The 26,527-nt window shown below is 57.2% G+C and carries 24 protein-coding genes; 15 read left to right on the top strand and 9 right to left on the bottom strand.

Annotation, left to right across the window (positions count from 1 at the left end; all coding sequences use genetic code 11):
* Positions 1 to 7 precede the first annotated feature (7 nt).
* On the bottom strand, positions 8 to 934 hold the full coding sequence (gene cyoA / locus IBT47_RS03210; RefSeq protein ID WP_200559133.1) for a ubiquinol oxidase subunit II: 927 nt from the start codon (positions 932 to 934) through the stop codon (positions 8 to 10).
* A gap of 363 nt (positions 935 to 1,297) precedes the next feature.
* Between cyoA and IBT47_RS03205 the strand changes: the two genes are divergently transcribed.
* Entirely contained in the window at positions 1,298 to 2,602 is a 1,305-nt protein-coding gene (locus tag IBT47_RS03205) for a PLP-dependent aminotransferase family protein (protein WP_200559132.1), read from the top strand.
* A 151-nt stretch (positions 2,603 to 2,753) separates the two neighbouring features.
* On the top strand, positions 2,754 to 3,641 hold the full coding sequence (locus tag IBT47_RS03200) for an SDR family oxidoreductase (RefSeq protein ID WP_105591873.1): 888 nt from the start codon (positions 2,754 to 2,756) through the stop codon (positions 3,639 to 3,641).
* A 42-nt stretch (positions 3,642 to 3,683) separates the two neighbouring features.
* On the opposite strand, the gene IBT47_RS03195 is transcribed toward IBT47_RS03200, so the two are convergent.
* Positions 3,684 to 4,352 (bottom strand): alpha/beta fold hydrolase, encoded by a 669-nt coding sequence (locus IBT47_RS03195; protein WP_370569854.1) that lies wholly within the window; start codon positions 4,350 to 4,352, stop codon positions 3,684 to 3,686.
* A 234-nt stretch (positions 4,353 to 4,586) separates the two neighbouring features.
* On the opposite strand from IBT47_RS03195, the gene IBT47_RS03190 reads away from it, so the two are divergent.
* The 3 genes from IBT47_RS03190 (at position 4,587) to IBT47_RS03180 (ending at position 6,415) form a co-directional block, all read left to right on the top strand.
* The gene (locus tag IBT47_RS03190) at positions 4,587 to 4,979 is read left to right on the top strand and encodes a VOC family protein (RefSeq protein WP_200559131.1); all 393 of its coding nucleotides are present in this window, start codon (positions 4,587 to 4,589) and stop codon (positions 4,977 to 4,979) included.
* 333 nt (positions 4,980 to 5,312) lie between these two features.
* Positions 5,313 to 5,882 (top strand): TetR/AcrR family transcriptional regulator, encoded by a 570-nt coding sequence (locus IBT47_RS03185; protein WP_200544848.1) that lies wholly within the window; start codon positions 5,313 to 5,315, stop codon positions 5,880 to 5,882.
* Positions 5,883 to 5,938: 56 nt separating this feature from the next.
* Positions 5,939 to 6,415 (top strand): DUF1348 family protein, encoded by a 477-nt coding sequence (locus IBT47_RS03180; RefSeq protein ID WP_105591868.1) that lies wholly within the window; start codon positions 5,939 to 5,941, stop codon positions 6,413 to 6,415.
* Positions 6,416 to 6,470: 55 nt separating this feature from the next.
* Here the strand turns inward: IBT47_RS03180 and IBT47_RS03175 are convergent, their stop codons facing one another.
* Both IBT47_RS03175 and IBT47_RS03170 read right to left on the bottom strand, forming a co-directional pair.
* Positions 6,471 to 7,028 (bottom strand): histidine phosphatase family protein, encoded by a 558-nt coding sequence (locus tag IBT47_RS03175; protein WP_234471675.1) that lies wholly within the window; start codon positions 7,026 to 7,028, stop codon positions 6,471 to 6,473.
* 40 nt (positions 7,029 to 7,068) lie between these two features.
* Positions 7,069 to 7,470 (bottom strand): helix-turn-helix domain-containing protein, encoded by a 402-nt coding sequence (locus tag IBT47_RS03170; protein ID WP_200559130.1) that lies wholly within the window; start codon positions 7,468 to 7,470, stop codon positions 7,069 to 7,071.
* Positions 7,471 to 7,583: 113 nt separating this feature from the next.
* Between IBT47_RS03170 and namA the strand changes: the two genes are divergently transcribed.
* Both namA and IBT47_RS03160 read left to right on the top strand, forming a co-directional pair.
* Positions 7,584 to 8,660, top strand: a complete 1,077-nt coding sequence (namA, locus tag IBT47_RS03165) for an NADPH dehydrogenase NamA (RefSeq protein ID WP_200559129.1) — start codon at positions 7,584 to 7,586, stop codon at positions 8,658 to 8,660.
* 155 nt (positions 8,661 to 8,815) lie between these two features.
* Positions 8,816 to 9,427: a TetR/AcrR family transcriptional regulator gene (locus IBT47_RS03160; RefSeq protein WP_200559128.1), complete on the top strand. Its 612-nt coding sequence runs from the start codon at positions 8,816 to 8,818 to the stop codon at positions 9,425 to 9,427.
* 131 nt (positions 9,428 to 9,558) lie between these two features.
* On the opposite strand, the gene IBT47_RS03155 is transcribed toward IBT47_RS03160, so the two are convergent.
* Together IBT47_RS03155 and IBT47_RS03150 are read right to left on the bottom strand one after the other, a co-directional pair.
* A complete protein-coding gene (locus IBT47_RS03155) occupies positions 9,559 to 10,224 on the bottom strand; it encodes a DUF3313 domain-containing protein (protein WP_200559127.1) in 666 nt (221 codons plus the stop codon).
* Positions 10,225 to 10,329: 105 nt separating this feature from the next.
* Complete coding sequence (locus tag IBT47_RS03150) at positions 10,330 to 11,199, bottom strand: DMT family transporter (protein ID WP_200559126.1); 870 nt, start codon at positions 11,197 to 11,199, stop codon at positions 10,330 to 10,332.
* A 142-nt stretch (positions 11,200 to 11,341) separates the two neighbouring features.
* Between IBT47_RS03150 and IBT47_RS03145 the strand changes: the two genes are divergently transcribed.
* Together IBT47_RS03145 and gap are read left to right on the top strand one after the other, a co-directional pair.
* Complete coding sequence (locus tag IBT47_RS03145; RefSeq protein WP_200559125.1) at positions 11,342 to 12,214, top strand: LysR family transcriptional regulator; 873 nt, start codon at positions 11,342 to 11,344, stop codon at positions 12,212 to 12,214.
* 164 nt (positions 12,215 to 12,378) lie between these two features.
* On the top strand, positions 12,379 to 13,380 hold the full coding sequence (gap, locus tag IBT47_RS03140) for a type I glyceraldehyde-3-phosphate dehydrogenase (RefSeq protein WP_200559124.1): 1,002 nt from the start codon (positions 12,379 to 12,381) through the stop codon (positions 13,378 to 13,380).
* A gap of 142 nt (positions 13,381 to 13,522) precedes the next feature.
* Here gap and IBT47_RS03135 read toward each other — a convergent pair whose 3' ends face one another.
* Positions 13,523 to 14,401 carry a LysR family transcriptional regulator gene (locus IBT47_RS03135; RefSeq protein WP_200559123.1) on the bottom strand — a complete coding sequence of 293 codons (879 nt, stop codon included), beginning with the start codon at positions 14,399 to 14,401 and terminating at the stop codon, positions 13,523 to 13,525.
* Between the two features lie 125 nt (positions 14,402 to 14,526).
* On the opposite strand from IBT47_RS03135, the gene IBT47_RS03130 reads away from it, so the two are divergent.
* On the top strand, positions 14,527 to 15,252 hold the full coding sequence (locus IBT47_RS03130) for a pirin family protein (protein WP_105591859.1): 726 nt from the start codon (positions 14,527 to 14,529) through the stop codon (positions 15,250 to 15,252).
* Positions 15,253 to 15,320: 68 nt separating this feature from the next.
* Here the strand turns inward: IBT47_RS03130 and IBT47_RS03125 are convergent, their stop codons facing one another.
* Both IBT47_RS03125 and IBT47_RS03120 read right to left on the bottom strand, forming a co-directional pair.
* Entirely contained in the window at positions 15,321 to 16,946 is a 1,626-nt protein-coding gene (locus IBT47_RS03125; protein WP_200559122.1) for an MFS transporter, read from the bottom strand.
* 190 nt (positions 16,947 to 17,136) lie between these two features.
* A complete protein-coding gene (locus IBT47_RS03120; RefSeq protein WP_200559121.1) occupies positions 17,137 to 19,014 on the bottom strand; it encodes an amidohydrolase in 1,878 nt (625 codons plus the stop codon).
* A gap of 316 nt (positions 19,015 to 19,330) precedes the next feature.
* Between IBT47_RS03120 and IBT47_RS03115 the strand changes: the two genes are divergently transcribed.
* The 5 genes from IBT47_RS03115 (at position 19,331) to IBT47_RS03095 (ending at position 26,521) form a co-directional block, all read left to right on the top strand.
* Positions 19,331 to 20,017 (top strand): hydrolase, encoded by a 687-nt coding sequence (locus tag IBT47_RS03115; protein WP_105592021.1) that lies wholly within the window; start codon positions 19,331 to 19,333, stop codon positions 20,015 to 20,017.
* Positions 20,018 to 20,079: 62 nt separating this feature from the next.
* Complete coding sequence (locus IBT47_RS03110; RefSeq protein ID WP_105591856.1) at positions 20,080 to 20,238, top strand: DUF1427 family protein; 159 nt, start codon at positions 20,080 to 20,082, stop codon at positions 20,236 to 20,238.
* Between the two features lie 25 nt (positions 20,239 to 20,263).
* A complete protein-coding gene (locus IBT47_RS03105) occupies positions 20,264 to 20,515 on the top strand; it encodes a XapX domain-containing protein (protein ID WP_200559120.1) in 252 nt (83 codons plus the stop codon).
* A 40-nt stretch (positions 20,516 to 20,555) separates the two neighbouring features.
* Positions 20,556 to 20,942, top strand: coding sequence for a response regulator transcription factor (locus tag IBT47_RS03100; RefSeq protein ID WP_200544861.1), 387 nt, complete (start codon positions 20,556 to 20,558; stop codon positions 20,940 to 20,942).
* Positions 20,939 to 26,521: an AAA family ATPase gene (locus IBT47_RS03095; protein ID WP_200559119.1), complete on the top strand. Its 5,583-nt coding sequence runs from the start codon at positions 20,939 to 20,941 to the stop codon at positions 26,519 to 26,521. Before IBT47_RS03100 ends, IBT47_RS03095 begins: the two co-directional genes overlap by 4 nt.
* Positions 26,522 to 26,527: the final 6 nt, after the last annotated feature.

The raw sequence follows: 26,527 nt of genomic DNA, 5'->3' as shown, positions 1-26,527 counted from the left end.
ATCGTTCTTATTCGCCTGCGTGGTTCACAGGCATTTCGGCTGAACCCATATTCATCCCGGCGTGCGCGTCATCTGCGTGCCGGTCCATGCCGGAATCCATGTACTGATCGATAATCCGCTGGAACAGCTCCGGCTCAACGCTTGAGAAGTGTTCAACCGGATGTTTTTCGGAAGGCAGGGCCAGCGTTTTAAAGCCACTGAAGCTCAGCGGATGGTTCTGCGCTTTAATCCCGCTGACCCAGCGCTGGAAATCACCGTCGGAGGTCGAGTGGGTGATGAACTTCATGTCTGAGAATCCCGGGCCGCTGAAATTGCCGGAGATACCGTCAAACTGCCCGGTTTCATCGGCAATAAGGTTCAGCTGGGTACGCATTCCGGCCATGGCATAAATCTGGCCGCCCAGCTGCGGAATGAAGAAGGTATTCATCGTTGAGTCAGAGGTGATCTGGAAGGAAACCGGGCGGTCGACCGGAATATAAAGCTCGTTAACCGTGGCAATGTTCTCTTCCGGGTAGATAAACACCCACTTCCAGTCGGTGGCGACCACTTCAACGGTCAGCGGCGGTTTTGCAGATTCCAGCGGCTTGTAGGGATCGAGGCGGTGGGTGCTTATCCATACAATAATTGCCAGCGCGATGATAATGATCAGCGGTATCCCCCAGACAACCACTTCGACTTTGGTGGAATGCGCCCATTCCGGAGTGTATTTCGCCTTTTTGTTCCCTGCGCGATAGCGCCATGCAAAGGCAAAGGTCATCAGAATCGCCGGAATCACCACGATCAGCATCAGCAGAATCGCGGTGATAATCAGGTTTCCCTGTTCCTTACCTACCTGTCCTTTGGAGTTAAACAGCGTCCAGCTACAGCCGGTCATTAAGGGAATAATTGCCAGAACAATCATTGCCTTAACTGATTTTATTGTGTTCTTCAACATCCTGAATACCCTATAATTTCTTCGCATTTATGCAGAGTTCCGCAGGCGAAATGTTGTATCCTTCTGGCAATACGCGGTGCTCAGATAGCGCTTTTACGTTTATCTGTTCCACACCATTCTTAGTCGACCCTGTTATCAATTTGTTATCCTCTTTTTGGTTTTGTGTTTATATGCCAACAAAATCCATACAAGATAGCGATTAAATGCATTTTATTTGCAACAACAGGCGCTTTTTATACTCTTATGTATGGGTATTTTAAAGGGTGATCTATGTCATTTGCCGAAAAAAAGAAGACAACATCGATAAAAACGCATTGGATCTATCCAATAAAGCCGGGCAATGGGGCAAGATATAAGCAGATCGTGAATATGGTCACCGCCGCGATCGACGCCGGAGAGCTGTTGCCCGGTGACCGGATGCCAACCCAGCGCGAACTGGCGGAGATGCTGAAGGTGGATTTGACCACGGTCACCCGCGCCTACAATGAGCTGCGTGAAAGAAATCTGACGCAGGCGGCGAGCGGCCGGGGATCGTTTATCTCCTATCAGCCGGATACGCTGTCGCATATCGACCTGAGCATGAACACCCCGCCGGGATCGGCAAAAATACTGCCGCTGATAAGCCGCTCCTTAGAACGTTTGCAGTCCTCGATTGATGCGGAATCGCTGATGACCTATCACGTGGGGGCAGGTTCAGCAGTAGAGCGCAATGCGGCGGTGAAGTGGCTGAAACCGCTGCTCGGCGAGTTCGACAGCCAGCGGGTGGTCGCCTGCCCGGGTGCGCAGACGGCCATCAGCGCGCTGCTCTCACTGCTGACCAAGCCCGGTGATGTGGTGGTGACGGATGAACTGACCTATCCGGGATTTATCTCCGCCGCCCGCCAGCATAATTTGCAGATTGTCACCGTAGCAGCGGATGAGCAGGGGATGGACCCCGACGGACTGATCCACGCCTGCAAGACCTACGGTGCGAAGGTGGTGTATCTGAATCCGACGATCCACAATCCTACGGCCCTGACGATTTCCGCCGGGCGACGTAAAGCCATAGCGGAAGCGCTGACAGCGCATAACCTGACGCTGATCGAGGATGACCCTTACGGCCTGCTGCCCGATGAGCCGCCTGCGCCGATTGCCACGCTGGCACCGCACAATACCTGGTATGTCTCCACGCTGTCGAAGTGCCTGACCCCTGGCGTGCGGGTGGCGTGGGTGATTTGCCCCGAATCCACATCCTGGGAGCCGCTGGCGGGCGTTATCCGCGCCAACGTATTGATTGCTAACCCGCTGATGCTGGCGGTGACGGCGGACTGGATTAACGCCGGGGCGGCGATGGAACTGTTGCAGGAACTGCGTCAGGAAAACGCCCAGCGCGTGGCGTTAGCCAACAGCATTCTGCCCGGTAAAATCATTTCCAGTCCGTTTGGCCTGCACGTCTGGCTGGCCGGAGAGGCGGGGTTCGATCCCCATTCGCTGGTTCATTCGGCGGCGAAAGTCGGCCTTGGAATTACGCCCTCGTACGTGTTCTCACCCGTTGGGGGCGTACTGTCCGGCATTCGAATTTCTCTCGGCGGCGCGCGGGATCTCTCCCAGCTTGCTAACGCTTTACAACGGCTGAATAACGTGCTGAAGAACGCCAGCCATACACAGGTTGGTGGGGGATATGTCTAATAAATAGATAAAAATAACCGGCGTAAATTAACGAAATATTATTTAACGCCGGTTTTCAGATTGTGAGTAAATATGTCTCCATGGGCTTTGACTGGCGAATGAAAATATCTGTGCCAGGCTTAAATCTCACTGAAAAACTGAAGGAGAATACATGCCTACTCACAAGAATATTAATCCTGTTGACTACCCTGTACCTCCCTTCGTCGAACAGCCTCAGCCAATGCCGGGGCTGGCCAGTAAGATGATTCCCGTGCCCGATCACGGCGAAAAAAGCTATAGAGGCAGTGGTCGCCTTGCCGGGCGCAAAGCGCTAATTACCGGTGGTGACTCCGGCATTGGCCGTGCGGTGGCGATTGCCTACGCCCGTGAAGGTGCCGATGTGGCAATCGGCTATCTGCCTGAAGAGGAGCCCGACGCGGTGGAGGTTATCCGACTGATCGAGGCGGAAGGGCGGAAAGCCGTTGCGCTGCCGGGCGATATCCGCAGCGAAGCATTTTGCCAGCAGCTGGTAAAAGAGGCCGCTGAAAAACTGGGCGGACTGGATATTCTGGTCAACAATGCCGGCCGCCAGCAATATAACGAATCGATTCGAACGTTAAGTACCGAAGATTTTGACGCGACATTTAAAACCAATGTCTATGCCATGTTCTGGATCACCAAAGCGGCACTGGAATATCTTCCGCGCGGCGCGTCAATTATAAATACCAGCTCGGTTCAGGCCTATAAGCCCAGCGAAATTCTGCTGGATTATGCACAGACCAAAGCGAGTATTGTCGCCTTCACTAAAGCGCTGGCAAAACAGCTGGGTAAAGAGGGCATTCGCGTCAATGCCGTAGCACCTGGACCCTACTGGACCGTGCTACAGTCCAGCGGCGGCCAGCCGCAGGAGAAAGTAAAAGAGTTTGGCGCTTCGGCCCCGCTCGGCAGACCCGGTCAGCCAGCGGAAATTGCGCCGCTCTACGTCACGATGGCGTCGGTCGAAAGCAGCTACACGTCCGGCCAGGTGTGGTGCTCGGATGGTGGCACCGGCACGCTGTAAGAGGGAAATCGAGCGCTGGTGATTACAGCGCTCGCATTCAACTTATTTGATACTGTTAACCGCTGCTACAATGACGTTTGCCACGGCTGCCGGCTGGGAAATTTGTGGCGTATGGCTGGCCGCAAGGTGCGTGGTGCGGGCGTTGATTTTCTTCGCCATCGCATTTTGCAGGCCGGTATCCAGCATATGATCCTGCTCGCTGACGATGTACCAGGACGGCTTCGTCTGCCACGCCGCCGCGCTGGCTTTCTCGGCAAAGACGTGGCTCTGCACCGTTCCCTGGGTGGCATACATCAGCCCGGCCTGCTCTTCGGACACATCCTGCGCCAGATGTTTTGCCACGCCCTCACGAGTGAGTTTCAGATAACCCTGGCTGTCCGCATCAATATGGCTGAAGCCGGAAGGTGTCGGGTAACCCTGAGTTAAATCGCTCACCGACTGGCCTTGGGATGGCGCAAATGCTGCAACGTAAACCAGCGCTTTCACTTTTTCATCCACGCCTGCCCCGGTGATCACCGCGCCGCCCCATGAATGCCCCACCAGAACTACCGGGCCTGCCAGCCTGTCCAGTGTGCGTTTGGTGGTGGCGACGTCTTCGGCCAGCGAGGTCAGCGAATTTTGCACGGCAACCACATTCAGCCCTTCAGCCTGAAGAAGAGGAATAACCTGATTCCAGGCGGAGCCGTCCGAAAACGCTCCGCGAACCAGCACCACCGTCGGTTTAGCGGCCTTATTCTCTACGCCCGCGACCGGAGAATGACGCCCGCGCTGCGCGGTTTTCTGGATTTTTGCGTGGCGCGGTTTGGCCAGGGCTAAAGAGTTTAATTATACGATGTGAAGCGCAAAACGTTTTCCCCCTCAGGGCATGATGACTGAGTTAAAGTGAGAACGGTTCCGTTCATATCCATCGTCGACCAAATCAATTACTGAAGGAGAGCAAAGATCATGTCATTGACCACCGGCGTGCATCACATTGGCCTGGCCGTATCCAAACTTGAAGAAAGTGCTGAGTTTTTCACCAAATTACTGGGCTGGGAGGAAGTTAAACGACGTGAAGATTATCCCGCCATCTTCGTGAAAGATGAGTCGATAATGATTACGCTCTGGAAAACGCAGACCGAAGAACCCGTTAATTTTGATCGCAAACTGAATGTCGGGCTGCATCACTTAGCCCTGCGGGTTAACAGCAAAGAGAAGCTGTTCCAGCTCCATGATCTGTTGCAGGCCAATGGTATTGAAATCGAATTTGGGCCAACACTCCTCAGAGGCGGTCCGTCAATGCACATGATGTGCTACGAGCCGAGTGGTATAAGAATCGAGTTTCATTATTCTGAGTAAGTGATTGACCCCATTTCCCTCCGGGCCATAGCAGCGTATTGATTTTACAGTCTTTTCGTTAAGGGTGATCGCGCTTGTGGTCACCCCTGTCCGGCGCAAGATCCGCCATCTCCACCGCTGACCCCGTCCCTTCACCCGTTCTGCTGCTACCGCTTAATCTGCCCTGAACACTCCCGCATCCTCAGATACTTCCGCTTAAGACCAGAAACTGATGCATTTTTTTATCATAAAAATCAGTGCCCTATGTTTAATTTTTTATCGTGCATCTTCATCACAGGATCTTTTTTATAAAAATACGTTGACGAGGTAGAACGATCGTTCTACCTTTAGGGCATGAAAACGAAAACGAGCAATACCCGAGAAAAGATCCTGCAGACCGCTGAGCAGCTCATTTATCAGAACGGTATCCACGCAACAGGCATGGACCTTCTGGTTAAGACCTCAGGAGTCGCGAGGAAAAGTATTTACCGCCATTTTGCAAACAAGGAGGACGTGGCCGCAGCGGCGTTAAACGAGCGCGACGAGCGGTGGATGCACTGGTTCAGGACCGAGTCTGATAAGGGCGAAACGCCGCAGGATCGCATTCTGAATATGTTCACCGTGCTGAAAAGCTGGTTTGAGTCCGACGGTTTCCGGGGCTGTGCGTTTATCAACACGGCCGGGGAAGTAGGGGACCCTGACGATCCTGTCCGCCAGATAGCCAGGATGCATAAACAGAAGCTGCTGGATTACGCCCTTGAAGTGGCCGGGCAGCTGAACGTAGAACACCCGGCGGTTTTGGCCAGGCAGCTGCTGATTCTGATGGAGGGGGCGATCACCACGGCATACGTAATGGGTGACGCGAGTGCAGCCGACAACGCCAGGGACGTGGCGAAGCTTTTACTGGAACAGGTCTCTTCCTGAGGCCTGTATTTCGAAAAGATTGATGACATTAAACCAAAATCTACAGGAGATTCACCATGACAGATTCACAAGTTCGCCCACCGCTTCCGCCTTTCACTCTGGAAACGGCCATTGAGAAAGTCCGACTGGCTGAAGATGGCTGGAACACCCGCGATGCGGCAAAAGTGGCGCTGGCTTACTCGCTGGATACTCAATGGCGCAACCGTGCCGAGTTCGCCAATAACCGTGAAGAGGCGCAGGGCTTCCTTGACCGTAAGTGGAAGAAAGAACATGAATACCGTCTGATTAAAGAGCTGTGGGCATTCGGCGGCAACCGTATTGCGGTCCGCTACGCTTATGAATGGCACGATGACTCCGGTAACTGGTTCCGCTCTTACGGCAACGAAAACTGGGAGTTTGAGGCTGATGGCCTGATGAAACGTCGCTTCGCCTGTATCAACGACATGCCGATCAAAGAGAGCGAGCGCAAATACTTCTGGCCGCTGGGCCGCCGCCCGGACGATCATCCGAGCCTGTCAGACCTGGGACTGTAAGTCCGTATGTTATTCCGCATAAAGCCCACGGCGACTGTCCTCGCCGGGGCTTTTCTTACCGAACCGAATACACCCCCGCACCCCAATAGCCTTTCCCCGGCTGGCTTTCCTCCTGCCAGCACAGCGACTTCAGCTCGCGGGCGATGAGGCGGTTGATAATCCCGTGCCCCATCAGCAGTACGGGGCGCTGACTTTCCCTGGCCAGTTCGACCAGCATCACTGCGGCCCTGGCCGCACGCGCTTTCGCCATTTTCAGCGATTCAACCTGACGAGAAAGTCCGCAAAGCCACAGCAGGCGATAAACCACCGCCCAGTGAAACGGGGAAAGCCGAACGCCGGGAACGAGGTACAGCGGCAGTTCTGCCTCTTTGAATACTTCATCGACCAGCACCGGCTCGCAGCCCAGGGTCTGAAGCGAGGAGATCGCGCGGGGCAGTGGACTGCTGATGGCAACCGGTTCTTTTTCTATCAACGCGATGGCTGATTGCGGCGGTATGTCGCCGCCCGTATCTGAAATATCGTACTGCTTAACCCAGTCGGCCATCTCCCGGGACGTGACTTTTGCCGCACCCACAAACGTCGGTTTGCCGTGGCGCATCAGAATAATTTTCATCGGTATCCCTGGCTGGTGATTCATTTTTACCGCTGCCGCATCATTTCACCGGATCGGCCAGCGCCTTTTTGAGCTCGTCCAGATCTTCCTCAATCGCCGTTTTCATACCGCGGCGCTCAAGCCACTGTCGGCCCCACAGACTCAGATCCAGCACCAGCTTGTTCAGCTCCCGGCCTTCATCGCTGAGTGAGTACTCGACTTTCGGCGGCACAACAGGATACACCTGCCGCAGGATCAGTCCATCCTCTTCCAGCTCGCGCAGCTGTTTGGTCAGCAGACGCTGGTTGATGCTGGGCATTGAGCGCTGCAGTTCGCTGAACCGCTGCGTACCGTCCTTGAACAGGTGATAGAGGATCACTCCCTTCCATTTTCCGCCCATGATATGCAGTGCGGCTTCCATCGAACAGCCCGGTGCAGAGTCGTAGTTACGTAGTTTTTTCATAGTAATCCTACAGTTACCTTTTGGTAAGTATATGAATTTTTTTAGTGTATAAACGAAAATTAACCCTATGGTACTTTCAGCGCTCTGAATATCAATCGCTTTTTGGAGTTGCTATGTCTGCTTTACTTTTTGAACCCATCACCATTAACGGCGTGCAGTTTCGTAACCGCATCGCCATGTCGCCGATGTGTATGCACTCGGCATCCGATGACGGGGAAACCAACGATTTTCACGTGATTCACTACGGCGCACGGGCGTTAGGCGGCGCGGGTCTGGTGATGCTGGAAACGGCAGCGGTGCTGCCGAATGGTCCCATTGGACCCGGTGATATCGGTATCTGGGACGATCGCCACATTGAAGGGCTGTCCCGGGTGACGTCGGCCATTCAACGCTTTGGCGCGAAAGCGGGTGCGCAGATTGGCCATGCCGGTCGCCAGCTGGGGATCGACCTGCCGTCCATTGCGCCATCGGCCATTCCCTTTACTGCAGAATCCCGCGTGCCGCAGGCGATGAGCGTGGAACAGATTAAACAGGTTATCCGCGCGTTCGGTGAGGGGGCCCGCCGCGCCCGCGAGGCCGGTTTTGACGTGATTGAAATCCACTGCGCCCACGGCTATCTGCTGAACCAGTTCCTCTCTCCGCTGGCGAACACGCGGACCGACGAATACGGCGGCAGCCAGGAAAACCGCTACCGCATTGTGCGCGAGGTGATCGATGCTGTGCGCCGCGAGTGGAACGGCCCGCTGTTCCTGCGGATCTCATCGACGGACTATGCCGAAGGCGGCAACCGCCCGGAAGATTTTCTGCTGTGGGGCAAATGGATGAAAGAGCAGGGGATCGATCTGATTGACTGCTCCAGCGGCGGCATCGCGATGGTGCAGGTGAACACTTATCCGAACTATCAGGTTCCGGCCGCCGAACTGCTGCGCCGCGAACTGGATATCAAAACCGGTGCGGTTGGCCTGATTGAAACCGGCCGCCAGGCGGAAGAAATTTTGCAGAACTGCCGCGCCGATATAGTGCTGGTGGGGCGTGAAATGCTGAAAGATCCGTTCTGGGCACGTACCGCTGCCGACGATCTTAACGCGGTGATGCCGGTTCCGCCGCAGTACACCCGCTACGGCTCCGGCTGGCAGCGTTCGCAGCCGCGCCTGCCGGCGGCGGAGTTAGCCAGCACGGTTGAGCGTTAATCTCGATACTCAGGAGAGCCTGTTCACCTTTGCAGAACATGGCTCTCTAACGAACCTCAATAATGTTTTCCCGATCTCACTCTCTGTTTGCGTCGTACTTCCTATTATGAACCCACTGGTTTTGTTATCATTCATACTGGTTTTAGGAGGAAACAATGCGAACGCTGACTGATGAAAAACGGAATGCCATTCTTGCTGCTGCCTCGGCGGTGTTTCAGGAGTTTGGCTATGAACGGGCATCGATGAATGAAGTGGCTAAGCGCGCCGGGGGATCTAAGGCGACGCTGTATAACTATTTTCCGTCCAAAGAAGCGCTGTTTGAAAGCGTGGTCAGAACCTACAGTACCCACTATCTGACCCAGGCCGCCAGCGGATTAGCGGGGAAAGAGGCTGCGGGCCTTAGCCTGGAAGAAAAGCTCACCGTGTTCGGCAGGCGCATGCTCAGCGTGTTAACCACCGACAGCCAGGCGATGCAGCTTTATCGCGTCGTGGTGGGTGAGGCGGGGCATTCGGATATTGGCGAACTGTTTCGTGAATCCGGCGTACGGGAAAGCATGACCGCACTAACCGTGCTGATGCAGGCGTCTATGGCGCAGGGGGCATTGGCTGTCAGCTCACCGGAACTGCGGGCAAAGCAGTTTACGTCACTGGTCAAAGCGGAAGTGGATGAGCTGCTGCTGAAAAGACAAGTGGAAACCCTCAGCGAAGCGCGAATTCAGGAAATGGTATCTGCGGCCGTGACGCTGTTTATCAAAGGTGCCTGCTAAACCGGGCATGTTGATGTTAAAAAAATCCTGCAGCCAGCATCGCTGCAGGATTGCCCTGGTGGTGGCAGACTTAAAGGAAGCGGTCACTGAACCCGACCGGTAACGGCATTACTTTCGTGGGCGTATCGCGTTCACTGTAATTTTTCCAGCAGCTGATCGGCACCTTTATCAATGCCGGTTTCGGCCGCGCTGAGTGCGCCAAAGGTCGCGCCCACGTTCATTGCATTAGGATACTGCTCGGCGATATAGGCCAGCAGCAGCTCATTGGTTGCCGTATCATGGATCTCCACCGCGTAGTTCACATAGCCGCTCATCAGACCGCGCCCGCCTCTGACGGACTGAACGATATTGTAGGGGCCGCCCGCCAGATCGAATTTGGTGAAGGTGCCGATCACCTGCGGTGTGGTATCCGCACCGGTCAGCGTCAGTTTTAAATTCAACGTGCCGGGGGCCGGGGAAGAGACAACCTTGAATTTTTTACCCAGCACCTCGCTGAACTTTTTCTGCATATAGTCTGCCAGCTGCTGGCGGTCGGAGCGTTCAACGTCATTGAACTGACCATCGCTGCCCTGATAAATCGTCACGGGCGCAATATTGATGCTGTCGTATTTCTTCCAGTTAACCGGGGACGCGTACTTGAACGGGATGCGGTCGCTGTCCTCCGACGGATTGGCCGTCAACCGTGAGGAAGAGTCCAGCCCCGCGTACTTATTCGGTGCCGATCCCGCACACCCGGCCAGCAGGGCGACGGAGGCTAACAGGGCCAGAGAGGGAATTTTTCGTGCGATTAACGTCATGGTGCTCACTCCTTAAAATAACTGGAAACACAATAACTAAACTGTACGGTACAGTTATGATATTTTATTATCGCAGTGTCAAGGGGGAACCGTTGCGTAGGGTGATTAAATTTTCTTCACGCGCGGCGCACGAAACACCAGCACGATACCCAGCAGAATCGCCGTCATCCCGGCGATGCCGGACCACGGCAGGCGGTTGCCGAGCAGCAGATAATCCAGTACGGCGGTAATCACCGGTACCAGATAAAACAGACTGGTGACATTCACGATGCTGCCGGCGCTGAGCAGACGATAAAACAGCAGCTGCGCGACCACGGAAATCAGCACGCCGAGGAACAGCGCCGAGGCGATCAAGTCGGCATTAATGCGAAGGTGGAAAGCTTCGGTCGGCAGAAGCAGCAGGCACAGCAGCAGGCTGATGGCGTACTGCATCGGCAGGATCTCCGCCGGAGCCTGGCGGTTCTTCTTCTGCTTGAGGGTGCCGCAGGTCATAAAGCCGAGTGCGGCAAGCGCGCAGGCCACGCCGGAGAGGGGCAGGCGTGAGGCGATCAGGCTCTGCCAGACCATCAGCACCAGCCCGCCCAGCGCAATCAGCAGGCCACAGAGCCGCAGCCCCTGCAAACGGCGCTCGGTCAGGCACAGCGTCAGAATCGGCTGAATGCCCATAATCGTGGCGATGGCTCCCGGCGTGACGCCGTCTGACATCGCCCGGAAGTAACACACCGAATAGCCGCCAATCAGCATCAGCCCGGTCAGCGCTACCCGCAGGCGCGTTCCTTTGGCGGGCAGCGCGGTTTTGCGCAGGCCGCTGATAATCAGCAGCGCGGTAAGGGCAATGCTAAAACGCACGATCAGCAGGGCCAGCGGCGAGGCGTTATCCAGCCCCAGGCGGGTGAAAATCGCCGCCGATCCCCACAGCAGCACAAACCCGGAAGTCGCGCCCTGCGCGGCCAGGGTGGTTTTACAGATACGCATCGATGTCGTTGTTCCTTATGTCTTTGGTTCAGGCCGGGCAGATGCCGCTTCAGATAACGGGCAATCTACCATCGGCTTTGAAATGATAAAAACGAATGTTTATCATGGACTGCATGACAAAATCAGATGGGTAGATCGCCGGATGGATATCAATATTCAGAAATACAAAGCCTTTATCAAAGTGGTGGAGCTGGGCAGCTTTACCCGTGCGGCTGAGAAACTGTTTTATTCCCAGTCGGCGATTAGCCGGATGATTAACGATCTGGAAAAAGAGTGGCAGGTATCGCTGTTTGAACGCAACCGTAGCGGCGTGCGGCTGACCTCCGACGGCATCACGCTGCTGCCCTTTGCGAAAAGCGTCTGTGAGGAATACCTGAAGCTGCAGGCGGAGGTGGATGCGCTTAACGGGCTGCAGTCCGGCATGATCCGTATCGGCACCTTTTCCAGCGTCGCCACCCATTGGCTGCCCGGGATACTTAGCGCCTTTCAGCGCGATTACCCGAATATAGATTTCGAACTGCTGCTGGGGGACTACAGCGAAATCGAGTCGTGGATTGCCGAGGGCCGCGTCGACTGCGGCTTTACCCGCCTGCCATCACAGCCGGGGCTGGAAACGATATTCCTGGAAAAAGATGATTATCTGGCGGTGCTGCCGCAGGATCATCCGCTGGCGGAAAATGATCTCGTTCCCCTTGCCGCACTCTGCGATCGGCCTTTTATCCTGCTGGAAAAGGGCAGCAGTCACGAAATATCCGAGATATTCAGCGCGGCGTCGCTGAGCCCGCGCGTCAAATTCACCCTGTGGGATGACTACGCGGTGATGGCGATGGTCGCACAGGGGTTGGGCGTCAGCATCTTGCCCCGTCTGATCCTGAGAAGCGTGCCGCATCAGATTGTCACCCGGCCGATAGACGGTGCCCCGTATCGTGATATCGGGCTGGCGTTAGGCAGCAGCAAAACCTGCTCCCGCGCCGTTCAGCAATTTATTTCTTACCTGAGTTACCGAAATCTCTGATCTATCGGAGAAAATAGCCTCATTCACTTTTTTTGACGTTAGACGACAAAGCTTTTCGCTGTTTGTTCTTCGCTATGGGGATTATGCTTTTTAACAGCTGCGCAACACCCGGCTGATTAAGCGGGTGGCGTAATCAACTACTGAACAGAATGGTGGAGAGCCCCATGAAAAAGATTGGCATCAATGGTTTCGGACGTATCGGCCGCCTCGTGCTTCGTCGTATTCTCGAGCAAAACGAGCCGGTGGAAATCGTGGCAATTAACGACCTCACCTCGCCGGAAATGCTTGCCTACCTGCTGAAGTATGATTCCAACTACGGCGCGTTCCCCGCCTCCGTCAGCGCCGGTGAAAAATCGCTGGTTGTGGGCGGCAAAGCGATCACCGTCTTCGCTGAAAAAGACGCGCGCAACATTCCGTGGGGCGATCTGGGCGTTGACGTGGTGATTGAGTGTACCGGCTTCTATACCTCAACCGAAAAAGCGCAGGCGCACATTGATGCGGGCGCGGCACGCGTGCTGATCTCTGCCCCGGCCGGTGAGATGAAAACCATCGTTTATAACGTCAACGATGACCAGATGACGGCGGACGATACCATTATCTCCGTCGCGTCCTGCACCACCAACTGCCTGGCACCGATGGCGAAAGCGCTGAACGACAGCTTCGGCATCCGCGTGGGCACCATGACCACGGTTCACGCCTACACCGGCACCCAGGCACTGGTTGACGGGCCGCGCGGCAAGGACTTCCGCGCCTCGCGTGCGGCGGCAGAAAATATTATTCCGCACACCACCGGCGCGGCGAAAGCCATTGGTCTGGTGATCCCGGCGCTGTCGGGCAAGCTGAAAGGCCATGCGCAGCGCGTACCGACCAAAACCGGTTCGGTAACCGAGCTGGTCAGCGTGCTGGAGAAAAAAGTGACGGTGGCCGAAATTAACGCCGCGCTGAAAGCCGCCTGTGAGAATAACGAATCGTTCAAATACAACGATGACGAGATCGTTTCCTCGGACGTGATCGGCCTGCCGTTTGGTTCGATCTTCGATGCAACCCAGACTGAAATCAGCGAAGTGGGCGATTTGCAGCTGGTGAAAACCGTCTCCTGGTACGATAACGAGTACGGATTTGTGACCCAGCTGGTGCGCGTGCTGCATAAGTACATCAGTCTGTAAGCCGATACGCCGATACGCCGATACGCCGATACGCCGATACGTTGAAAAGCTGAAATGTTGAGACGCTGAAATGTTGAGACGTTGATAAGTTAATACGGGCCGCCGTTTCTCAACTACTGAGAAGCGGCGGCCCGTTTGCGTTTCAGCGCCCCAGCTCGGCCAGTAAAAAGTCGATCAGCACGCGGATGGTTTCACTCTGCTGACGATGCTGCGGATACACCGCGCTAAGCATCAGTGACGACGGATGGCACGCATCCAGTACCGTGACTAAATCCCCACGCTTCAGCGCCTCACCGACGATAAACTTCGGCAGCAGCACCAGACCCAGCCCGGCCACCGCCGCATCGCGCAGCACCTCGCCGTTATTGCTCTGCATCGGACCGCACACGGCGAAAACCTTCGTTTTACCCTCAACGTTCAGCTCCCAGCCGTACTGTCCTTCTCGCCCGAAGCGCAGGCAGGCGTGGTGCTGCAAATCCTCCGCCACCTGAGGCGTGCCTGCCCGCTGAAGATAGGCCGGGCTGGCGCAGATCACCCGCTTCAGCTCACCCAGACGGCGGGCCATCAGCGTGGAATCCGCAAGGGTGCCGATGCGAATCGCCATATCAAACCCTTCGCCAATCACGTCCACGTAGCGGTCCGCCAGTTCGGTGTGCAGCTGCACGGCGGGATGGCGGGCCAGAAAGGTGGCCAGCAGCGGCGACAGATGGCTCATGCCGAATGACATCGGCATGCTCAGGCGAAAGGTGCCGTGCAGCTCGCGGCGGTGCTCCGAAACCGACTGCTCCGCCTCCTGAATGTTGTCGAGGATCTTCAGCGCGTGCTGGGCAAAGGTCTGCCCGGCGTCGGTCACCGATAGCTTACGGGTGTTGCGGACCAGCAGGCGTGCGCCGAGCGACGCCTCCAGCGCGGCCATGCGGCGGCTGACGTACTGCTTGGACAGCAGCAGCTGTTCGGCCGCGGCGGTGAAGCTGCCGGCGTTAATCACAGCGACGTAAATTTTGAGGTCTTCTATCTGCATATTGTCCACTAAAATGTGACAGTGATTGCCGGTGAAGGCCATTGTTGGGCATATGAGTTTACTTATATTCTGTCTCTATCGGAAGGGCAAACGCCCGCCACCCAACAAAAACTAAGGAACACATCATGATCGAGCAAAGACTTTCAGCACAGCGCGGCCTGGGCGATCACGGCTGGTTGCATTCACGTCACACTTTCTCATTCGCTAACTACTGGGACCCAAAACAGGTCGGTTTCTCAGACCTGCTGGTGATTAACGATGACCAGGTGGCCAAATCCCGCGGCTTTGGCGCACACCCGCACAGCAACATGGAGATCATCTCCTACGTACTGGAAGGTGCGCTGGCGCATAAGGATTCCATGGGAACCGGTTCGGTGATTGTCCCCGGTGACGTGCAGTTGATGAGCGCGGGCAGCGGCGTGACCCACAGCGAGTTCAACCATTCGCAGACGGAAGGCGTCCACTTCCTGCAAATCTGGATTGTGCCAGCGGAAAAAAATACCGCGCCGGGCTATCAGCAGGTTTCCGTGCCGGACAGCGAAAAGCGCGGCCAGATGCGGCTGATTGTCTCGCCGCAGGGCACCGACGGGTCGCTAAAGGTGCGTCAGGACATGCGGATTTACGCCGGTCTGTTTAACGGTGACGAAAGCCAGACGGTGACGCTGCCGGACGATCGTTACGCCTACATTCACGTTGCCCGTGGCAGCATCACCGTTAACGGCATTGAGTTTAAGGAGGGCGATGGTGCGCGGGTTCGCAACGAGCAGACGCTGACCTTTACCCAGGGTGAAGATGCGGAAGTCCTGCTGTTCGATCTGCGCCCGGTGGAAGTTAACCAGCCAACCCGCTAAGCGGCAGATAACATTAAGCGCTGACCCCGGTCAGCGCTTTTTTTATGCGTTAACGTTAAGCGAGTCGTTTAAACCGGGGCCACCAGATAACGAACGTCCGGCACGTTATCTTTCTGGTGAAATTCCCACACCCGGTTCTGAATTTTCTGATCGTTCATGGTGTAGCGATCCTGCTGGCGCAGGTGCTCCATCCAGGAACCCACGATGAAGGTTTCCACAAAAATACCCGGCTGCAGGATATCTTCATACACCGACCAGTTAATGGCCCCGCCGCGCCGCCTGACCCGTCGCATATCCTGCATACAGAGGATAAAGTCATGCGCATCCTCTGCACGGATCAGATATTCATAGCTCACCATCACCGGTCCGCGATCGTGATGAATATCCAGTGCCGGAACGGCGCTGTCGACATTGCTGAGGTCAAGATCCAGGTCCGGGTCCTGATTCAGCCGCCAGCGCAGTACCGTCGTGCTGGCCAGTATCATGCCGACCGTGGCCACGCACAGAGACACCGGAATACCGTAATGCGAGGCCAGCTGCCCCCATACTGCGCTGCCGACGGTCATGGAGCCGAAGAACACGGTAAGGTATACCGCCAGCGCGCGGGCTTTCACCCATTTCGCCGCGCTGCGCTGCGCCCCCAGATTCAGCGTGGAGAGCACCGCAATCCACGAGAATCCGGTGAAGAACTCGAAGGCGTTCAGCAGCCAGAAATTTCGCACAAAGGCCAGCGCCAGCAGGGTAACCGCGAACATCAGGCTGGACAGCACCATCAGCCGATCCGGGTTAAAGCGCTGGCGCAGGCGCGGCAGCAGCACGGCACCGAAAATCGCCCCGACGCCGATAAACGCCAGCATAATCCCGTAGCCGCCGGGGCCGAGATTTAATTCGCGGCGGGCGACCAGCGGCAACAGCGCCCAGCCCGCGCTACCGAAGACAAAGAAGGCAACCGTACGGACCAGCACGTTTCTCAAAACCGGTGCGGCATGCACGTAGCGTAAACCCGCGCGCACCGCAGAGAAGAAGTGCTCCGGCGGCAGGCGCTGCACCGCAGGTTCCGCTTTCCAGCGATAAAGCACCCACGCCACGCCGAGAACGGACAGCGCGTTGAGCAGGAACACCATCCACGGACCGGCAAAGGAGAGGATCAGGCCGCCCAGCGCCGGGCCAATGGCACGGCTGATATTAATGCCCAGCGAGTTAAGCGCAATGGCCGGGCCAAGTTCCTCCTTGCGCACCAGATCCGGCACGATTGCCTGGAACGGTGGTGAACTCATCGCCGCCCCGGCGCTGAGCAGGAATGCCGCGATCAGCAGGATCAACGGCGTCACGTGGCCGGTAAAGGACAGCACGGTTAGCCCGGCTGCGGCAATAAACACCCACAGCTGAGAAAACAGTAAATACTTTCGCCTGTCGACAATGTCGGCCATCACCCCGGAAGGCAGGGCAAACAGAAACATCGGCAGGCTGGCGGCCGCCTGCACCAGCGCCACGCTGAGCGGATCGGCGCTGAGCGTCAGCATGGTCCAGTTGATGCCGACATCGTTCATCCAGGAACCGATGTTAGAAACGACGGTGGCAATCCACAGCAGGCGAAAGACCGGCTGGCTCAGCGGCTGCCACGGTGATGTTCCGGCCTGCGGCGATTCGGCAACCTCCGGCGTGGCGCTGTGAATATCGTTAGTTTGCGCCATAAGCGCACCTCCTGTTACCAACCCGCCCTGAAAGGCATCCGCAATCGCGATCTTTCATTCGGCGTCGGTCGGTGACTAAAGTTAAGCGCCTCAGGAAACCCGGCAAGACGGCACGTCACGCTGGAATTCAGGCGCAGAAAAACCGCCCCGTAGTGATACGGAGCGGCAGAGTTAATCGTGTTTCAGGGGATCAGAATGCGAAGCAGCTGCAGCCCAGCGCGCCCCAGAAGGCGTTGTCCTCGGCCACCGGCACGCTGGAACCGCGTGCGATATCATGATGATGGCTGTGCACGCCGCACGGGCCACTGCACTGGTGAGGCTGCGAAGCAAAGGCGGCACGACCGTTTGCCTGCGGCGGGGCGCTGCGGTAGTGGCCAGGGAATTTGATCACCGGTGACCATTCCGGCAGTACCGGAATCGACGGTGGCGCCTCGGAGGTAAACGATCCCGCTGCATACACCACGTTGCCGTCGACCACGGTCAGCACCGACTCAATGCCTTTGATCTCTTCTTCCGGCACCGCAAAGTAGTCTTTGCTCAGCACGGCCAGGTCCGCCAGCTGACCGGCTTTGATCTGGCCTTTTTTACCCTGCTCGCTGGAGAACCACGCGCTGCCCTGGGTCCACAGCATCAGTGCGGTATCGCGATCCAGACGGGCGTTGACGTCATACATCTGCATGCCGCCGACAGTGCGGCCGGAAACCAGCCAGTACAGCGCGGTCCACGGGTTATAGCTGGCCACGCGGGTGGCATCCGTTCCCAGCCCGACCGGCACGCCGGTTTCCAGCATCCGCGCAACCGGCGGCGTGTGTTTGGTGGCTTCAATACCGTAGCGTTCGGCAAAATATTCCCCCTGGAACGCCATGCGGTGCTGCACCGCGATGCCGCCGCCCAGCTCTTTGATGCGATCGATATTCTTCTGGGTGACGGTTTCCGCATGGTCGAAGAACCAGTGCAGGCCGTTGAACGGAATATCACGGTTCACCTTCTCGAACACATCCAGCATGCGGCTGATGGATTCGTTATAGGTGGCGTGCAGGCGGAACGGCCAGCGGTGTTCCACCAGGTGGCGCACCACGCGCTCCAGCTCATCTTCCATCCCCGGCGCCAGGTCCGGGCGCGGCTCAAGGAAATCCTCGAAGTCGGCGGCGGAGAACACCAGCATCTCGCCCGCGCCGTTGTGGCGGAAGTAGTCTGTCCCCTGGCCCGGGGTCAGCATATCGGTCCACTTTTCGAAGTCTTCCAGCTCGTGGCCCGGGCGCTGCGTGAACAGGTTATAGGCGATACGCAGCGTCATCTGCTTTTTCTCGTGCAGCTCGGTGATCACTTCGTAATCTTCCGGGTAGTTCTGGAAGCCGCCGCCCGCATCGATGGCGCTGGTCAGCCCCAGACGGTTCAGCTCGCGCATAAACTGGCGGGTGGAGTTGACCTGCTGTTCCAGCGGCAGCTTCGGCCCTTTGGCCAGCGTGGAGTACAGGATCATCGCATTCGGACGGGCAATCAGCATACCGGTCGGGTTGCCGTTGCTGTCGCGCTGGATCTCACCGCCCGGCGGGTTTGGCGTATCGCGGGTGTAGCCCACCACTTTTAACGCCGCGCGGTTCAGCAGGGCGCGGTCGTACAGGTGCAGCACAAAGACCGGGGTATCCGGCGCGGCTTCGTTGATCTCTTCCAGCGTTGGCATGCGGCGCTCGGCAAACTGGAACTCATTCCAGCCGCCGACCACGCGCACCCACTGCGGGTTTGGCGTGCGCAGGGCCTGTTCCCTCAGCATACGCATGGCGTCGGCAATCGACGGCACGCCTTCCCAGCGCAGCTCCAGGTTGTAGTTCAGCCCGCCGCGGATCAGGTGCAGGTGTGAATCGTTCAGCCCCGGTACTGCCGTGTGCCCCTTCAGATCGATGATCTTCGTGCCTTCACAACTGTGCTGCATCACCTCGGCAAGGGTGCCGACTTCCAGAAACTTGCCGTCGCGGATCGCCACAGCGTCGGCAATCGGATTTTCGCGATCGACGGTATGAAAACGGCCGTTGGTTAAAATCAGGTCTGCTTTACCCAGCGTTACCATAGAACCTCCTGAACTGAGATGTCCGAATCAGGCCGACGGCCACGGACAAAGAAAATCGCTGCCGCAAAGGGCAGGACGTATAGGTAGATGGCGGGATTATGGTCAGCAGGGTGGACGAGCGTCTAGTTATACAAACGGATAGGTATCCCTCCGTATAGGTATACACAGAGATAATAGTGCGGCGAAAAAAAGCTTCGTAGACTGCGCTCCATGGTCAACCCGGGACGCTCCACAGAGCCGTGACCCGGGTGATGCAGAGTCATTAACGTCGTCATTTTTTATTAATCCAGCAACATTAACCTCAATGGGTATTACTATGACTAACTCGAAGCTTGAAGTCCTGACGCCACATAACAGCCAGATCATCTTCATCGACCAGCAGCCGCAGATGGCCTTTGGCGTGCAGTCAATCGACCGTCAGGTGCTGAAAAACAACACCGTTGCGCTGGCAAAGGCGGCGAAGGTCTTCAATATCCCAACCATTATCACCACCGTGGAAACCGAAAGCTTCTCGGGCAACACCTATCCGGAGCTGCTGGACGTGTTCCCGGGCCAGGACATCCTGGAGCGTACGTCAATGAACTCCTGGGATGACCAGAAAGTGCGTGATGCGCTGGCGGCGAACGGCAAGAAGAAAGTGGTGGTGTCCGGCCTGTGGACCGAAGTGTGTAACAACAGCTTCGCCCTGTGCGCCATGCTGGAAGGCGGCTACGAAATCTATATGGTGGCTGACGCATCTGGCGGTACGACCAAAGAAGCGCATGACTACGCGATGCAGCGCATGATCCAGGCCGGTGTGATCCCGGTGACCTGGCAGCAGGTGATGCTGGAATGGCAGCGCGACTGGGCACACCGCGATACCTACAACGCCGTGATGGACATTGCGAAAGAGCATTCTGGTGCTTACGGTATCGGCGTGGATTACGCCTACACCATGGTGCACAAAGCGCCTTCACGTCAGAAGAGCGAACACCGTACCCTGGCTCCGGTCCCGGCACGTTAATTGTTCTTTGCCGGCCGGTGCCCCGTGCGCCGGCTGGCTTTGACTTATGACGGGGGAAAACCATGAGTCCATTACTCGTTTCGCTGGGCGCAGGTGTGTTGATCGGGCTGGTTTACGCGCTGCTGAACGTGCGCTCACCGGCACCGCCCGCCATTGCGCTGATTGGCCTGCTGGGCATGGTTATCGGTGGTCAGCTTGCCGCGCAGTTCCTGTCGCGTTGATTTCTGCTAACAGGATGGGGTGAAGATGTTAAAGTCTTACGCTATTTCACTGCTGGTCGGCATGCTGGCCGGTGTGATTTATTCACTGATCGCCGTTGATTCACCGGCTCCACCGATTTTCGCGCTGGTGGGACTGTTTGGCATGCTGGTGGGGGAACAGATTATCCCGCTGGTTAAACGGTTGATTAAACGAGAGCCGGTGACGCTCACCTGGTTTAAACAGGAGTGCGTACCGAAAATCAGCGGCACGCCGCCGCCAGACGCAAAGTCTGGTTAAGGACGCTCTCACGTTCCTGAGCATTTCAAAGGATAACAGCATGCAGCTGTCGCAGCGCATTGTCGTCGTTGATGACGAACGTTCCGTTCGCAGTGGGTTGAGTAACCTGCTCCAGTCGGAGGGATACTCAACCCGGATTTATGAGTCGGCGGAAACGCTGCTGGATGATGCCGATGCGCTGGCAGAGGCTGCGCTGTTTATCATTGATGTCAGGCTCAAAGGGATCAGCGGTTTTGAGCTGTTTATCGAACTTACCCGGCGCATTGAAAATCCGCCGGGTATTATTATTTCCGGCAACGGTGATGACAACACGCTGCGCTATGCCATCAGCCTCGGGGCCATCGCGTTTTTACCGAAGCCCATTGATATCGATACGCTACTTGATAGTGTGCGTCTGGCGCTGGCGACGGACAGGAGGCGCAGATGAGTACACTGCCGGAGGCGCATCCTCCCTTTGAACCCAGCGTATTTTCCCTGTCCGATGAGCTTATCATCACCGCCCTGGCGCAGGAGGGAAACAGCGAATGGTTTTTATGCCGCCATCCCTCATCAGGCGAACAGTTTGTTCTCACCGCCGCCGCCAGCGAAGCCGCTCAGTTTCAGGTTTCACAACTGCTTAAAAATGAATACCTTCTGCGCGACAATCTCTCAACGCAGTGGGCGCTGAAGCCCTCTGCCCATACGCTGTACCACGGTCGCTATGCGCTGATTTACCCGGATTTCGCCTATCAGACGCTGGCCGATATGATGCGCGAGCAGCGGCCATCGCTGGAGAGCTTTCTGCACAGTGCCGCCATGCTGGCCGGTACGCTGGGGATGATGCACCAGCAGGGGCTGATCCACGGAGATATCAAACCGGCCCATTTTTTCGTTAGCGGGGAGGGCGGTTTCAGGCTCGGTGGTTTCGGCCTGTCCTGTCCTGCTTCGGAGGTGCTGCTGCAAACGCAGCTGCCCGCATCGGGCGGTACACTGGCCTATATGTCCCCGGAGCACACCACGCGCACCACCCAGCGGGTCAGCAGCCTGAGCGATCTCTACAGCCTCGGCATCGTGTTGTATGAGCTGCTGACCGGCAAACTGCCGTTTGGCACGCCGGGAGCCGGGCATTCTGAGTGGGTGCATCATCATATTGCCTCCGAGCCGCTTCCTCCTGAACGGGTGCGTCACGATATCCCTGCCGTGGTCTCGGCGATCGTGCTGCGTTTACTGTGTAAATCGCCGGAGCAGCGCTATCAAAGCGCCGAAGGGGTGCAGGCCGATCTGCGCCGCTGCCTGTCGCTTATCACCCCCGACGGCCAGATTGAAGGCTTTGACCTCGGTTCACAGGATCTGCCACAGACCGGCCCGTCTTCGGATGTGATGTACTACGATCACCCGCAGGCACAGGAGGTGCTGGACGCATTTGAGCGGTTCAGCCACAGTGGCAAGCACAAGCTGGTGATGATTGGCGGTGCACTCGGTTCGGGGAAGACGTCGCTTATCGCTTCCGCCGCGAAAAAACTACAGCAGAAGAAACTGCTGCTGACGGTGGTGAAAGCCGATCGGCATTCGCCGATTCTGCCGCACGGTATCCTGATCTCCGCTATCCGTACGCTGACCCTGCAACTGATGGGACTGCCCGCGATGGATATCGCCCGCTGGCGCGCGCATTTTACCCGCCTGCTGGGTGACTACAGCGAACTGGCGATTCACTTTTTTCCCGAACTGGGCGTATTGCTCAATCAGAAAGGCCACTTCGCGGTCGATATCCACTCGCTGGATGCCCGCGACCGCTTCAACACCATGGCCTGCAGTATGATTAAAGCGTTTGCCACCCCCGGCAGACCGCTGGTGATGATGATTGATGATATTCACTGGGCAGATCGCGCCAGCCTGGCCCTGCTGCAAAACCTGCTCAGCCAGAGTGAAGATATTCCGCTGATGGTGGTCGTGAGCCACAAGGATTTCGCTACTTTGCCCTGCCAGACTATGCGCGGGCTGCTGACCACGCTGCGGGCATCGGCCGTGCGGGTCACCGACATTACGCCGCAGAGCCTGAGCATCAAACAGATTGCCCGTCGGCTGGCGGGCATGTTTCACGTGCGGGCGTCCGCCACCTGCGAACTGGCGCGGGTAGTGCATGAAAAAACGGGCGGCAATCCGCTGTTTACTCAGGAGTTTATCCGCCAGGCCGTGCAGCACGGCTTAATCAGTCACCGTAAATTCCCGCTGACCTGGCACTACGATCTCGATGCGATCAAGGCCTGCCAGTACAGTGAAAATGTTGCCAGTCTGGTCTTACAGCGCATGGAGATTGTGCCGGACATCACCCGGCGGGTGCTGAGTAGCCTGGCGTGCCTGGGCGGCTCCGGCGGGCTGACTCTGCCCGGCAAAGTGTTGAATCTGACGCAGGAAGAGATCCGCATGCACCTGCTGCCGGCGGCGGTGGCGCAGCTGATTACCCTGCATCAGGATGACTATGCTTTTACTCACGATCGTGTGCATGAAGCGGCAATCAACCTGATCGGTACGGATGAGAAAGATCGTCTTCACCTGCGTGCCGCCAGCCTGCTGGCAGAGCGGGCCAATGAGGATCTCAGCAACGATGCGCTGTTTCGGGTCGTTCATCATGTGGCCGCGATTAAAAACGCCGGGCTGCTTCGTCAGAGCGCGAGCCGATATCGTCAGCTGATCCTGCTGGCAACCCGGCGGGCAAAAAGCACCGGGGATTATGTTTCGGCGCTGCGATTTTTACAGGCCACCCAGCGAATGGATGCGCCGCTGACGGCGGAAGAAGATTTCACCTTTACCCTGGAAGCAGCGGAGTGCGAATTCCTGCACGGCAACCTGTCGACCGCGCAGGGCCACTGCACTAAGCTGCTCAGCGCACCGGGGAACCCCACCGATAAGGCGATTGCCGCCTGCATGATGGCGGAAATCCATATGCGCCGGTCAGACAGCAAGCTGGCGCTGGAGACGGCGATTGCGTGGCTGGCGGTGTTCGGCATCCATCTGAACCGCGAGCCGGACAAAGCCGAGTGCGATGCCGCCCGCATCAAACTCAAGGAGCAGGTGGGTAAAAACCCCTATACCCGCCTTAGACCGCTGCCGCTGATGACCTGCCGTAAAACCGAAGCGATCATGAATCTGATGGCCAGCGCCTGCATGTTCGCCGCGTTTGTCAGCCCGCGCCTGCACTTTATGATCGTCTGTAAAATGCTGCATCTGACTATGGACAAGGGCATGACCGGTGCCTCGACGTTTGCGCTTTCCTGGTATGGCGTGCTGTGCGGCGATCATTACAACGAATACAGCCGGGGATTTGCCAGCACGCTGCTGGCCCGCGAACTGGTCTATAAACACGATTTCACCAGCTTCAAGGCACGCACGCTGCTGCCGCTGGACCAGGTCAGTATCTGGACCATGCCAACCACCTATTCTATCGAATGTGCCAAAACCACCTTTGACACCGCTGTCGCCGTAGGGGATCGCACGTCTGCCTGCCTGGCCCTGCGCCACCTGGTGATGAACTATTTAACGCGCGGCGATCACCTCGAAGGGGTGCAGACCTCCATCGAGCGCGGCCTGGCGTATGTCAGCAAGGCACAGTATCGGGACGTTGAGGTGATTTTGCAGATGCAGCGCGACTACGTGCTGTTTCTGCGTTTCGCCGGGGATGAGCCGTTCTCCGGCAAAAACTTCACGCCGGTGCCCATTTTGCAGATGAAACCGGGCACCGCCATTGAACCCCTTCTGCTGATGCAGTTCTGGTCGTGGCTATATCGCGGCATGGCGCACTTCTTCGCCGGGGAATATGCCTGCGCCAGCGACTGCTTTGCCCAGGCCGCGCCGCTTACCGGTTCGATCCCCGGTCATATACACCGGCTTGATTTCCACCTCTACAGCGCGCTGTCGGTGACTATTCCGCTCACTTCACAGGCCTGTACCGAGGAACACCGGCAGTTTGTCGCCGCACACTATGAAATGATTGCCACCTGGGCGGTTGAAAATCCGCGCACCTTTGCCGATAAAGCCGGGCTGCTGCGCGCGGAAATGCTGCGTCTGGAAGGGGATTCACTGCAGGCCGCACAGCAGTACGAGCTGGCAATCACCCTGTCGCGCGAAGGCCGCTTTGACCATATCAACGGCCTGGCCTGCGAGCTGGCCGCTGGCTATGCCAGCACCTGTGGACTGAGCGTGGCGGCGGATGGCTATATCAAAGGGGCCATGGCGGCCTGGGAGCGCTGGGGGGCCTGGGCCAAAGTCAGACAGCTGGAGCTGCGCTATCCTCACCATGGCTCTTCGCAGCGCCACGCCGCCTTCAGCACGGTGTCGTTTGAGCAGAGTGCGGAACTGAGCGATTTGCAAAGCGTGATTACCGCAGTGCGGGCGCTGACCGAAGAGATTAACCTCGACCGGCTGATCAACACGCTGATGATGATGCTGCTGGAAAGAGCAGGTGCACAGCACTGCCTGCTGATCCGCCTGCTGGACGGCAACGTGCCGGAAATTGAGGCGCGGGCGGCCACCACCGCCGACGGTATTCGGGTGAAAATCGTGCAGGAAACACCGCTGGCTACGGATTTGCCGCTGTCGGTGCTGTCGGCGGTGATCCGTACCGGGCAGGAGATCCGCACCGGCAAACCGGAGGTGTTCAGCCCGTTCAGCCAGGACCCTTACCTGGTGGCCTCCGGCGCGGCGGTGATGTGCGTACCGATGTTTAAGCAGGCGCGTATGGTCGGGGTGCTGTATCTGGAAAACCGCCTGATGCCGGATGTGTTTACCGCCGAACATTCGCGCGTGGTATCGATGCTGGGCGCGCAGGCTGCCGTCTCACTGGAAACCGCGCGGCTGTATGCCGAGCTGATGGAGGAGAACGTTAACCGCCGCCGGGTTGAAAAACAGCTGCGCGCCAGCCAGACCTCGTTGATTATGGGCGAGAAAATCAGCCATACCGGCACCTGGCACTGGAATCTGGCAAAGGACCAGATGATGATTTCTGAAGAATATCGCCGCATCCTCGGCCTGCCACAGGAGCAAACCAGCCTGTCGATGGTGGAGTTTATGACTATGGTGCATCCTGACGACCATGGCTGCATCAGCGAGTTAGTCAGAGAAAGCGTGATTGACGGCGTCAGTATGCAGGCGGAATTTCGTATTATTCGCCGCGACGGCGAGTGCCGCTATATCAAGGGCATCGGCGATCCCGTCGAGAATCTGCCCGACGTCAGCGAGTATTTCGGCACCATTTCCGATATCACCTCGCAGCGCCTGGCTGAAGATGCCGTACGCATCGCGCAGGCCGATCTCGCCCGTGTTTCCCGTGCGACCACGGTCGGGCAGCTTACCGCCTCGATTGCTCATGAGATTAATCAGCCGCTGATGTCGATTGTGGCGAATGCCGGTGCCAGCATGCGCTGGATCAAACGCGGCCCCGAACATATCGACAACGCCTGCCACGGCCTGCAGGAAATTCTGAGTGAAGGGAAGCGCGCGGGGGACATTATTCGCGGGCTGCAGGCGCTGACCCGCAATCAGCTCTCTGAGTTTGCTCCGGCAAAACTGCACCATCTTGCGCGGGATATTCTGTCTCTTTCGCGTATGGAGCTGGAACGGCGCTGGATCTCGCTGGATTTAGATTTGCGCGCGATGAATGACAACATTTACTGCGAGCGGGTACAGATCCAACAGGTGCTGCTGAACCTGGTGGTGAATGCGATTGATGCGATGGTAGAAAAAGGTCGGGGTTCCAGCGTGCTGAAGCTGTCATCGTGTAATCCGACCCCGGATACGATTCTTTTCGAAGTGGCGGATAACGGCACCGGCCTGTCGGATGAGGTGATATTGCGTATTTTCGACTCTTTTTACACCACCAAAAAAGAGGGAATGGGGATGGGACTGACCATCAGCGAAGGGATTATCAAAAGGCATAAGGGCGAACTGAAAGCGGAGAACCGCACGGGCGGCGGCAGCCGGTTCTGGTTTACGTTGCCAACGGAAGCCGAAAGCTCACATCCTGTCCCCTGAAAAACG

Source organism: Erwinia sp. S43, assembly GCF_016624745.1.
Taxonomy (GTDB): Bacteria; Pseudomonadota; Gammaproteobacteria; order Enterobacterales; family Enterobacteriaceae; genus Erwinia; species Erwinia coffeiphila.
Note: the sequence above shows the minus strand (reverse complement) of the source record. Positions and strands in the feature narration are given on the sequence as shown.